Origin of the sequence: Halomonas ramblicola (assembly GCF_030409215.1) — a bacterium.
GTDB lineage: Bacteria > Pseudomonadota > Gammaproteobacteria > Pseudomonadales > Halomonadaceae > Halomonas > Halomonas ramblicola.
Window position 1 is genome coordinate 448,107 of record NZ_JAUFPL010000032.1, and the last position, 11,561, is coordinate 459,667.

General features: G+C 64.1%; 10 protein-coding genes and 1 pseudogene. 7 read left to right on the forward strand and 4 right to left on the reverse strand.

All coding sequences use genetic code 11. From position 1 onward, the window contains the following. Positions 1–129: 129 nt before the first annotated feature. Together QWY80_RS16155 and QWY80_RS16160 are read left to right on the forward strand one after the other, a co-directional pair. The gene (locus QWY80_RS16155; RefSeq protein ID WP_290233694.1) at positions 130–627 is read left to right on the forward strand and encodes an ester cyclase; all 498 of its coding nucleotides are present in this window, start codon (positions 130–132) and stop codon (positions 625–627) included. Positions 628–933: 306 nt separating this feature from the next. Then, positions 934–2,385: a benzaldehyde dehydrogenase gene (locus tag QWY80_RS16160; protein WP_290233698.1), complete on the forward strand. Its 1,452-nt coding sequence runs from the start codon at positions 934–936 to the stop codon at positions 2,383–2,385. A gap of 134 nt (positions 2,386–2,519) precedes the next feature. On the opposite strand, the gene QWY80_RS16165 is transcribed toward QWY80_RS16160, so the two are convergent. The 3 genes and pseudogenes from QWY80_RS16165 to QWY80_RS16170 form a co-directional block, all read right to left on the reverse strand. Beyond that, positions 2,520–2,864: a GFA family protein gene (locus QWY80_RS16165; RefSeq protein ID WP_290233700.1), complete on the reverse strand. Its 345-nt coding sequence runs from the start codon at positions 2,862–2,864 to the stop codon at positions 2,520–2,522. Positions 2,865–3,076: 212 nt separating this feature from the next. Further along, positions 3,077–3,181 (reverse strand): annotated as a pseudogene (locus tag QWY80_RS19435) (ethanolamine utilization protein EutQ); the annotation flags it as partial. Next, positions 3,166–3,669 carry an FAD-binding oxidoreductase/lyase gene (locus QWY80_RS16170; RefSeq protein WP_290233703.1) on the reverse strand — a complete coding sequence of 168 codons (504 nt, stop codon included), beginning with the start codon at positions 3,667–3,669 and terminating at the stop codon, positions 3,166–3,168. The gene QWY80_RS16170 and the pseudogene QWY80_RS19435, both read right to left, overlap by 16 nt. Before the next feature lie 189 nt (positions 3,670–3,858). Between QWY80_RS16170 and QWY80_RS16175 the strand changes: the two genes are divergently transcribed. The 4 genes from QWY80_RS16175 (at position 3,859) to QWY80_RS16190 (ending at position 9,142) form a co-directional block, all read left to right on the forward strand. Then, positions 3,859–4,953, forward strand: a complete 1,095-nt coding sequence (locus QWY80_RS16175; protein WP_290233705.1) for a GlxA family transcriptional regulator — start codon at positions 3,859–3,861, stop codon at positions 4,951–4,953. Positions 4,954–5,337: 384 nt separating this feature from the next. After that, on the forward strand, positions 5,338–6,546 hold the full coding sequence (locus QWY80_RS16180) for a M24 family metallopeptidase (protein ID WP_290233708.1): 1,209 nt from the start codon (positions 5,338–5,340) through the stop codon (positions 6,544–6,546). 64 nt (positions 6,547–6,610) lie between these two features. Then, positions 6,611–7,369, forward strand: coding sequence for a creatininase (locus QWY80_RS16185; RefSeq protein WP_290233711.1), 759 nt, complete (start codon positions 6,611–6,613; stop codon positions 7,367–7,369). Between the two features lie 84 nt (positions 7,370–7,453). Continuing rightward, positions 7,454–9,142 carry a BCCT family transporter gene (locus QWY80_RS16190; RefSeq protein WP_290233715.1) on the forward strand — a complete coding sequence of 563 codons (1,689 nt, stop codon included), beginning with the start codon at positions 7,454–7,456 and terminating at the stop codon, positions 9,140–9,142. 154 nt (positions 9,143–9,296) lie between these two features. Here QWY80_RS16190 and QWY80_RS16195 read toward each other — a convergent pair whose 3' ends face one another. Further along, a complete protein-coding gene (locus tag QWY80_RS16195; RefSeq protein ID WP_290233718.1) occupies positions 9,297–10,160 on the reverse strand; it encodes a LysR family transcriptional regulator in 864 nt (287 codons plus the stop codon). Positions 10,161–10,656: 496 nt separating this feature from the next. Here QWY80_RS16195 and glyA point away from each other — a divergent pair. Then, the coding region (gene glyA, locus QWY80_RS16200) for a serine hydroxymethyltransferase (RefSeq protein ID WP_290233720.1) at positions 10,657–11,561 on the forward strand (905 nt) is incomplete at its 3' end.

The window sequence follows — 11,561 nt, forward strand, 5'->3', positions numbered from 1 at the left end:
CGATAAGTCACTGAATTCTCAGACCACAGGGGGCGATTTCAGGCCAAAATCGGGCTGGAAGTGTCGAACTCGGGTGCCCCCTCAGCAAGGCGCTTCGTCGCGGAACATCCAATAAGAAAGGAGAAATTCATGCTTAAAACCATGATCACGACCGCTGCCCTACTATCCCTGACGTCAGGAATAGCGATGGCCGACTGCAACATACAGTCCGATACCGATGTCAACGCCAACAAGGCGCTGGTACTGGGGTTCTACGATACCATCAATGCCGAGGACTGGGAGAAGGTCGCCACCTTCCTGCACGACGACTTTCTCTTCTACCCGCAAGTCGACAGGTATTATGAAGGGGCAGAGGGCTTCATCGACGCAGAGAAAAAGAACTTCGATGCCTTCGATAACTGGAGCATGCCGATCGTGGAAATGACGGCGGAATACAACAGAGTGGCAACCTACCATGTTGTCGAGGGAACCCACGTCCGTCCCATCATGGGGCTCGAGCCATCCGGCAACCAGCTGCGCTTCTCCCTGCTGATGATGCTGACCATCAAAGACGGCAAGATCATCGAAAAGCGTGCCCATTATGACCGGATGGATATCTCGGAGCAGTTGGGATCCGAAGACACCTGAACGGCCACACTTTCCTGCCCCTGACTGTCCAAGCTTGCCCCGTCTCACCCTGAGACGGGGAGCACTCCTCTTCTCAGCATGAGCCGTACCAAGGCTCGGCACCTCGAGAACGAAAAAAAGCAATACCCAATCAAATCACAGGCTTAACAAATGTCATGTATCTGCCGGAAGCTTGGCACACTTCTCGCAAAGTCACAGTGCACCGACCAGCACACACAAGATGGAGACAACAAAGTGCCCAAGACTCCCCTGAGCCAAATTAACCAGGCTCATGCCTGATGCCAACTCAATAACAGGAGCATAAGCATGTCGACGCCAATCTGGGAAACTCAGCTCTACATGGGCAAATGGCAGCCCGCCGACGGCCCCCAGGCTCCGGTCACCGAACCCGCCACCGGCGAGGTCCTCGCCAAGGTGCAGACCGCCACCGCCGCGGACGTGGACCGCGCCACACGCATCGCCAATGATGCCCAGCGACACTGGGCCGAGCTGCCCTTCGACCAGAAGGCCGAGATCCTGCGCCGCGCCGCCGCCCTGCTCAAGGAGCGGGCCGAAGAGATCAACCGCTGGAATACCCGCGAGTGCGGCTCCATCGGCCCCAAGGCCGAATGGGAGCTGCAGGCCACCTATGAACAGGCGCAGATGGCCGCGGCGCTGCCCATGCAGCCCAGCGGCCAGATCTTCCCTTCCAGCCTGCCGCGCCGGCGCAACTACTGGAAACGCGTGCCCATCGGCACGGTCGGGGTCATCGCCCCCTGGAACTTCCCCATCCTGCTGGCCATGCGCTCGGTCTTCCCGGCCCTGGCCATGGGCAACTGCGTGATCCTCAAGCCGGCCCCCGACAGCGCCGTGTGCGGCGGCACCCTGATGGCCGAGATCCTCGAGGCCGCCGGGGTGCCCGAGGGCGTCTTCCACGTGCTGCCCGGCGGCGCCGACGTCGGCGAGTCCCTGGTGCAGCACCCGGAAATCAAGATGATCTCCTTCACTGGCTCCTCCGCCGTGGGCGAGCGGATCGGCGAGACCTGCGGGCGAATGCTCAAGAAGTGCGCCCTGGAGCTAGGCGGCAACAACGCCATGGTGATCCTCGACGATGCCGACCTGGAAGCCGCCGCCTCCTCCGCGGCCTGGGGCGCCTTCCTCCACCAGGGGCAGATCTGCATGCAGGCGGGGCGTCACCTGGTGCATCGCTCGGTAGCCGAGCGTTACCTGGAGAAGCTCGCGGAGCGGGCCGGCCGCCTGGTCGCGGGCGACCCCTGGCAACAGCAGGTCCACCTCGGGCCGCTGATCAACGAGAGCCAGGCCCGCCGGGTCGAGGAGATCGTGGTGCGCTCCGTTGAGATGGGGGCCCAGGTGGTGGCCGGCGGCCAGCGCAACGGCAACTTCTTCGACGCCACCGTGCTCGCCGGCGTCACCCCGCAGATGCCCGCCTTCGCCGAGGAGATCTTCGGCCCCGTGGCGCCGATCACCCTCTTCGACAGCGACGAGGAGGCCATCGACCTGGTCAACGCCTCGCCCTATGGGCTCGCCGCCGCCATCCACTCGGCCTCCACGGAACGTGCCCAGCGCCTCGCCGAGCGCCTGCGGGTGGGCATGGTGCATATCAACGACCAGACCGTGAACAACGAATTCCAGGTGCCCTTCGGCGGCATGGGCCGCTCGGGGACCAGCGGACGCTTCGGCGGCCCCGCCAACCTGGAGGAGTTCACCACCACCCAGTGGGTCAGCGTCATGGAACAGGGCATCCAGTATCCTTTCTAGCTCCTTATCCATCGGCTACCCGGCCCATTCAGACTACGGGCCGGGTATCATGACACGAAGGGCAACTGGCAAGGTCTGTTCGACACAACGGGCCCCGATATGCTGGGGCCCGTTGGCACAACGTCCGGAGCCGCCTAACTCAGGTCGCGCCCCGGGAAGGGGGTGATGGGTGGCGACTCGGGGTGGACGCCTTCGAGACAGCGCACATTCACGCTGTAGCGCGCCGGGGCTAGGCGCGGGCGGCGCAGCGGTGCCACGCCGCAGAAGCGGCAGAAATAGTGCCGCGCCTCGCAACTCCCCCAGCGGTACGTCATGAGGCTGCCCGGCCGGGCGCGAACCTCGACCTGCGTCTCGTCGACGATCCAGTGCAGAAACCCCGCCATGCGGCAGATGGGGCAGTCGCACTCCATCGCCTCGACGAGGTCCCCCTCGATGTGGAGATGAATGGCGCCGCAGTGGCACGGCCCCTTGAAGTGCATCCTGGCGCTGCTTGTCGAGATAACGGGTCCGGCGCGTCGCCGTCGAAGGCCGGGTTACTCCATCCCATGAAAGGCCTTCCAGTTCCCCGGATAGAGGGCATAGCCGAACAGCGTATGGCCGCCGTACACCAGCTCGGTGCCCTCGGGAATCCACAGCATCTGCCGGGGCTCACGCGATGGGTCTCGCCGGCGGCAGTGACCTCGAGCTCACCCTCGATGACGAAGATCTCCTCGTCGTAGAGCACCGTCCAGGCGACTTCGGCGCCTTCCCACCGGGCGAAGCCCGCGCCCAGGGTCTCGCTCAGGGCGGTGTCCACGGTGCGACCGATCTCGGCATGGCCGGGCGACCGGAGACCGCCAGCATGTCGGCCAACTGGCTGGAATCCTGGCCGGTGGCCAGCTCGGCGAGCAGCTTGCCGGAGATGGTGCCCCGGGCCACCCCGACGCTCTGATGGACGCCGGGACATCCAGGCGTTGTCGCCGACCTTGCCGAAGAAGGGGGTGAAGTTGCGCGATAGCCCGCAGGCACCCCCCAGGTGGCCGCGAAGGGCACATGGGCGAGGCTCGGGTAGCGCGCCAGGAAGGAGTCGCGGTGGCCCTGGCGAACCCGGGTGCGCTTGGCGAGGTTATCGTGGTAGTTCGGCACGTAACGGTACTGGTTGCGGATGATCAGGTGGCGGTCCGGGGTCAGGCGTACCGTGGTGCCGGCATGGTCGGCCGGCGTCAGGCCGAAGTGGCGTGGCGACACGGAGAACAGGGCCATCTCGTCATCGGTGAGTGCCCGGGTCATGCTGGCGAAGGTCATCACCGGCAGCTCCCGGTGCTTGAGGAAGCCAAACTCCTGGGCATATACGCCTCTCGCCTGGGCTGCGCCATGCGCTGGCGGTCTCGTCGCCCGTCCGCATGCCATCGAGCGGCGCAATGCTGGAAGCACGGCGAGGTCCTTACGGCGTATACTTGTTGCCTGTCGTGGCGAATGCGTTGGAGTCGTGCAATGAACGACATCGAAAGCCCTGTCCGCGCTGCAGACCGAGCCAGCAAGCGTGCCGTCATGCTCGATACGGCATCGGAGGCGTCGCTCTCGGTCGGTTTCGTCCTGCTGCACCGCTTCACCATCCTGCCCTTCGCCGCCTTCGTCGACTGCCTGCGCCTGGCGGCCGACGAGGGGGACCGTAGCCGCCAGCTGCGCTGCCACTGGACCTTCATGACCAGCGTCGGTCAGGAAGCGGTCTCCAGCTGCGGTGCCACCATCACACCCTGCCTGCCCTTCCGGGATCCGGACGAATTCGACTATATCGTGGTGATCGGCGGGGTCCAGAACGAGCGGGACCAGATCGATACCACGGCGCTGGCCTACCTGCGCCAGGCGGCGGCTGCCCGGGTGCCGCTGGTGGGGCTGTGCACCGGCGTCTTCGCCCTGATCCAGGCGGGGGTGATGACGGGACGGCGCTGCTGCGTCAGCTGGTACCACCATCACGACATGATCCAGCGCTTTCCCGCCATCGAGCCGGTGGCCGACCGCCTGTTCATCGACGATGGCGATCGGCTCACCTGCGCGGGAGGGGCCGCCTCCGCGGACCTGGCCGCCTACCTGATCGAGCGCCACCTGGGCAAGGCCTGGGCCATGAAGAGCCTGCATATCATGCTGCTCGACGAGGCACGCACCGGCGCCCACCCCCAGCCCCAGCCGGTGGTGCTCGGCAAGATCGAGGATCGCCTGGTGCGGCGCTCCATCGCGCTGCTCGAGCAGCACCTGGGCGAGGCGATCTCCATGGAGGCGTTGGCGGAGCGGGTGGGCACGTCACGCCGCAACCTGGAGCGCCGGTTCCGCGAGACGCTGGGCGTCGGCCCCCAGAAGTTCGCCCGCGACCTGCGCCTGCGCTATGGCCTGTGGCTGCTGCATTACACCGGCAAGAGCATCACCGAGATCGGCGAGCGCTGCGGTTTCGCCGATACCGCCCACTTCTCCCGCCACTTCCGCAGCGCCTTCGGCATCACGCCGTCGGAGATGCGCAAGCGTGCCGGCGAGCCCGGCAGCGACCGGGTCGATCCCTTCTTCCTGCATATCGAGGGCCGCCCGGCGCTGTAGGCCCTGGCGCTTTCGCCATTGTCGCCCGGCGCTGGCAACCAGCGCCTTGTAATCTCGTCCGCCGCCACCGGAAGGCGTGGCACTCCTCGCGCCCTTCGCGGGCACCCTGGCCGGTCGCCGCGCCGGGGGCGTCCTCATGGCGGCGAGGGACGGCAATCTCCCTCCTATCGTTGCCAACTGTTTGAATCGAAAGGGCATTGCCGGCACCAATGCGACCATTTGCACTAGTCATTGGTCGTGCGGGGAGAGGCTCGCCATAGTCATTTCCACCAGCAGAGGATGCGACTCATGGCAAGCAAAGGGCAACGACGATCGGCATGAAGAGTGCCGGTGGTGCCCGGGCTGGTAAGGCGATTCCCTTGAAGAACACGAGGAGACAACAAGATGCAACTGCCGTCACTGATCGAGATTCCCAACGGCGACAAGGTCGCCCCGACCTTTTCCGACAGCGAGATGCAGCGCCGCCTGGCCCGCCTGCGGGAGCACATGGCCCACAACGATGTCGATGCGGTGGTGCTGACCTCCTACCACAACATCAACTACTTCAGCGACTTCGTCTACTGCAAGTTCGGCCGTGACTACGGCCTGGTGGTGACCCAGGATCGCTTCACCACCGTCACCGCCAACATCGATGGCGGCCAGCCCTATCGTCGCAACCGCCTGGGCGACAACGTCGTCTACACCGACTGGCAGAAGGACAACTTCTTCAAGGCCGTCAAGCAGCTCTGCGAGGGCAGGAAGCGTGTGGGCGTCGAATTCGACCACCTGACCCTGCAGAACCAGCAGAAGTTGCGCGATGCGCTGGGGGACGTGGAGCTGGTCGATATCGGCGCGCCGACCATGCAGATGCGCATGATCAAGTCCACCGAGGAGATCGCGCTGATCCGCCAGGGCGCGCGCATCGCCGACGTGGGCGGTGTGGCCGTGCGCGACGCCATCCATGCCGGGGTACCGGAGTATGAGGTCTCCCTGGCCGGTCAGGCCGCCATGGTGCGCGAGATCGCCAAGACCTATCCGCACAGCGAGCTGATGGACACCTGGGTGTGGTTCCAGTCCGGCATCAACACCGATGGCGCCCACAACCCGGTGACCAGCCGCCGCGTCCAGCCCGGCGATATCCTGAGCCTCAACACCTTCCCGATGATTTCCGGCTACTACACCGCCCTGGAGCGCACCCTGTTCCTGGGTCACGCCTCCGATGAGCACCTGCGCCTGTGGGAGGCGAACTGCGAGGTGCACCGGCGCGGCCAGGAACTGATCAAGCCCGGGGTGCGCTGCTGCGACATCGCCCACGAGCTCAACGAGATCTTCGCCCGCCACGACCTGCTCAAGTACCGCACCTTCGGCTACGGCCACTCCTTCGGCACCCTGAGCCACTACTACGGCCGCGAGGCGGGGCTGGAGCTGCGCGAGGACATCGAGACCGTGCTCGAGCCCAACATGGTGGTCTCCATGGAGCCGATGATCATGGTGCCGGAAGGCCGGCCGGGTGCCGGCGGCTACCGCGAGCACGATATCCTGGTGCTCAACGAGCACGGGGCCGAGAACATCACCGGCTTCCCGTATGGCCCGGAGCACAATATCATCAAGTAATATGTTGAATATAAAGGGGAGTTTGGCTCCCCTTCTTTAGAGATAGCGTGCCTGGGGGAACGAGATGAAGAGTGTCAAGATCGAGAACCTGGACTGGGTGACCTACCAGGCGCTCACCGAGCAGGGGCGATGCAAGATCATCCTTCCGGTCGGCGCCATCGAGCAGCATGGTCCCCATATGTCGCTCAACCCCGATGTGCTGATTCCCGACCATATTGGCGAACAGGTGGCACGACGAGGCGACAACATGCTGGTTGCGCCGGCCATCAGCTACGGCTACAAGTCGCAGGTCAAGTCCGGCGGAGGCAACTTCTTCCCCGGCACCACTTGCGTATCCGGCGCTTCGCTGGAGAACTATGTCTTCGACGTGCTGCAGGCCTATGTCAATCACGGGAACCGCGAGTTCATCCTGATCAATGGCCACTTCGAGAACTCCATGCACCTGTGTGAGGCGGCCGACAGGCTGGTCAACAAGTGCCAGGCGGAGGGGATCTCGATCAAGATCTATCTGCTTTCCTATTGGGACTTCATCAGCGACGAGACAATCGAGAAGGTGTTTCCCGACGGCTTCGCCGGCTGGGCCGTGGAGCATGGCGGGGTCCTGGAAACCTCGATCATGCTGAAGATTCATCCGGAGCTGGTCGACATGTCCAAGGCCGTCGATGTGGAGCCGGCCCGTTTTCCTCCCTACGATGTCTTTCCTCCCGACCCTTCCTGGGTCGCCGCGTCCGGTACCCTGTCATCGCCCCTGAAGGCAACGGCTGAAAAAGGCGAGATGATCCTGGAGGAATGCATTTCGGGAATCGTATCGCACCTGAATTAAGCACCCGGTCGTGTGTCTCGGCAGGCTCATGGGGCCTGTACCGAGGCGGCCGATACGCGAATACAATAATAGCGAGGTCACGAGATGCCTAACAAAGAACCGGTCACGATTCCACGATTCACTGGACGAGACCTACCGCCCGTCGGCAGGCTGGTCATCCAGTTTACCCCGCCTATTGCCATCATTGCCCTGATCGTGATGGTGCTTCGCTACCCCGATGGTGTCGCCTCGGTCATCTTCGACCTGCGGACCCATGTCACGGGGGGCTTTACCTGGCTGTTTATCCTCTACTCCCTCTTCGCGGTGGCGGTGTGTGGCTGGCTGGTGTTCAGCAAGGTGGGCAGCCGGGTCAGGCTGGGCGGCCCCAAGGCGAAGCCGGAATACAGCAATTTCGCCTGGTACTCGATGCTCTTCGCCTGCGGGCAGGGCATCGGGCTGATCTTCTGGTCGGTGGCACAGCCGATCATGCTGCGTGACGAGAGCCCGGTCATCCAGGCAATGGAAGGCAACGTGGCGGGTGGCGGCCTCGTCTGGGCCTACTTCCACTGGGGCTTTACCGCCTGGGCCATGTACTGCGTCGTCGCGGTATGCCTGGCCTATTCGCATCACAACCTGGGCAAGACCCTGACCTTCCGTGAGGCGACGGTGGATCTCCTGCCGCGCTGGGCGCGGGGTGGCGCCGGGGTGGTGGTTGAGCTGTTGGCGATCATGGCCACTATCCTGGGGCTCTCCACCTCCTTTGCCTTTGCGGCGATGCAGTTCACCTCGGGCCTCACCTCATTCACCGGCCTGACATCCGGCCCGACCATCTGGCTGTTGGTCATCGTGGGTCTCGGAACCGCCGCGGCAATCTCCGCCTTCTTCGGCATCAGCAGGGGGATGCGCTTGATCAGTGAGACGAACTCCCTCCTCAGCGTGCTTCTCGTGGTCGCCGCCTTCGTGTTCGGTCCCACGCTGTTCATCATCTCCAACATCACGCAGACCTTCGGCTCGTACTTTGCCAACTTCGTTCCCATGAGCTTCTGGACGGACGCCCCGAGCACGGCCGAGCCCTTGAGGTCCTGGCAGCAGAGCTGGAATGGCTGGTGGACCGTGTTCATCTGGTGCTGGGTGATTGCCTTCTCGCCCTTCGTTGCCGGCTTCATCGCTCGTATCTCGCGCGGGAGGACGCTGCGTGAGTTCGTCATCGGCGTCACCATCATTCCCTCCCTGATCGTCATGGTATGGATCGGCGTTCTGGGCTCCGCTGCCATCTATTACGATGACAAGAGCGGCCGCGCTATCTCGGATGCGGTGAACGCGGATGTCGCCAGTGGGCTCTTTGCGATGCTGGAATCCATACCGCTGGTCGGCAGCCTGCTGTTGGTGGTGGCGACGATTCTGGTGGCCACCTACTACGTGACATCGCTGGATGCCGGCACCTATGCACTGGCGGACTTCGTTTCCGCACCGAAGCGGGCAGGCGCCTGGTTCCGGGTGGTCCTGGTGCTCAGCATCGGCGCGGTGGCCACCGTGCTGCTGACCCTGGGGGGAAGCGGCGTCGTCGATACGGTGCAGACCGGTACCATCATCGGTGCCTTCCCCTTCTCCATCGTGATCCTCTTGATGATCGTGAATACGATACGCCGACTCCTGAACCGGGACCGTTCGGTGAGGGAGTTGGAGAAGGTCGTCAACGATCCCGACCCCGAGGTGGAGCTGAAGGTCGACGGTGAAGGAGACGCCCAGGCGGCACCCCGTGACGGCTGGAAGCCGAGCGTTTCGGGCTCCTGAAGGCTGCTTGCCCGGGGCATCTCGCCTGGCAATGAAATGAGGGGCAGCCGAGTCCTGAAGGTCTCTGCCCTGCCAGCCCTGGAAGATGGCTGGCAGGGCAGTTGTCTTTCCGTATCCCGCGGTCATTCAGGCCTTCGAGGCAGCCAGTCGCCGATCAGATGTTGGCAATGCCGGATCTCAGGAAGTCCAGCACGTGCCGGGAGGCCATGTTCAGCTCGGGTTCCTTGTAGTACAGGCCGATGCAGACGCGTTCCAGGCCGGGAAGAGTATCCGTGCTTGCGGCATGCTTGAGGTGGTCCGGTATGACGGAGCCGGCCATGGCGGTGATGCCGAGCCCCTCTTCCACGGCAGAGAAGATGCCAAGCAGGCTGGTGCTGGTGTACATGAAGCGGTAGGGGTGCTGCTGGCCTCGAAGCGCTTCTTCCATGATGGAGCGATAGACGCAGCCCTGCGGATAGGCAATCAGGGGGATTGATTCATCATAGTCACCGATGAGTCGACTGTCCTTGTACACCCATTCCAAGCTTTCCAGCCGATAGTCACGAGCGTCCCTGTCCTCACTTTCCTTGGCGCGCTCCATTGCCAGGGCGATGTCGTAGTGCCCCTTCTGGTAGCGCTGGAGTATCACCTTGCTGATCTCGCAGTCGACCTCGACGATGATATTGGGAAAGGAGCGCGACAGGTTTCTCAGCGCCTTGGGAAGGAAGGCCAGTTCGAAATCATTGGGAATTCCCAGCCGGACCTTGCCCGACACGTTATCCCCCCTGACCTTGGCGATGATCTGGTCGTTGATCTCCAGGATCTGCCTGGCCGCTCGATACAGGTACTCGCCATCCTCGGTCAGCTCGAGGCTGGACCCCCTGAGGAAGATCTTGGTGTCGAGGATTTCCTCCAGCTTCTTGACCTGCAGGCTGATGGCGGGCTGTGACCGACCCAGCAGCTCGCCAGCGCTGGTAAAGCCACCCAGGTCCTTGATGGTGACGAAGGTCCTCAGCAGGTCGGTGGGTATGTTGGTCATCGCTGTGCCGTTTCACTATCGAGTGGGACCCTGAGTATACAAACCATCCGAGCGGAGGTCGGCAATCTTGACGGCGCACCTATGGGGCCCGTCCCTTCCGCAGTGCCTTCGGCATGACGCCGTCGGAGATGCGCAAGCGTGCCGGCGAGCCCGGCAGCGACCGGGTCGATCCCTTCTTCCTGCATATCGAGGGCCGCCCGGCGCTCTGAGCCTCCTGCCCCATCCCACCGGCTCCCGTGGCCTCAGGCCCTCTGCATGGGGGGTGACTCCGAGCCTGCCCGCGCGAGCGGGGGGCGCCCCGAGCGTACCGGGCGTACAGGAAGCCTGTCGCATTCATTCAATCTTTACCCCCTGGCGTCGCCTTTAATCGAAGCGTGAACCGGAAGAGCTGCGCAGCGCTGATCTGCGCATAAGGATTTCAAATTTTTCCCGCTGGCAGGTTGCCGATAGATTCGAAGGACCCCCTGCCCGCTATCGAAAACAACAGGAGTCAGTCATGAACCAGGTTGGTCTCGCATCATTCGATTCCCAGGTCGCCGCCGCCATCGCCGACGAGGTAGCGCGCCAGGAGGCGCATATCGAGCTGATCGCCTCCGAGAACTACGCCAGCCGTGCCGTGATGGAGGCCCAGGGCACCCAGCTGACCAACAAGTACGCCGAGGGCTATCCGGGCAAGCGCTACTACGGCGGCTGCGAGCACGTCGACGTGGTCGAGCGCCTGGCCATCGAGCGCGCCTGCGACCTGTTCGGCGCCGATTACGCCAACGTCCAGCCGCACTCCGGCGCCCAGGCCAACGCCGCGGCCTTCATGGCGCTGGTCAAGCCGGGCGACACCGTGCTGGGCATGAGCCTGGCCCATGGCGGTCACCTGACCCACGGGGCGGCGCCCAACTTCTCCGGCAAGCACTACCATGCCGTGCAGTACGGCCTGAACCCCGAGACCGGCGAGATCGACTACGAGGAGGTCGAGCGCCTGGCGCGCAGCCACAAGCCCAAGCTGATCATCGCCGGCTTCTCGGCCTACGCGCGGGTCGTCGACTGGCGCCGCTTCCGCGACATCGCCGACGAAGTCGGTGCCTGGCTGATGGTCGATATGGCCCATGTGGCCGGCCTGGTCGCCGCGGGTCTCTACCCGAGCCCGCTGCCCCATGCCCATGTGGTCACCACCACCACCCACAAGACCCTGCGCGGCCCGCGCGGCGGCCTGATCCTCTCCGCCCATGGCGATGCGGACCTCTACAAGAAACTCAACGGGGCGGTGTTCCCGGGCCAGCAGGGCGGCCCGCTGATGCACGTCATCGCCGCCAAGGCGGTGGCCTTCAAGGAGGCCATGAGCCAGGAGTTCGTGCGCTACCAGCGGCGGGTGATCGACAACGCCCGCGCCATGGCCGGGGTCTTCGT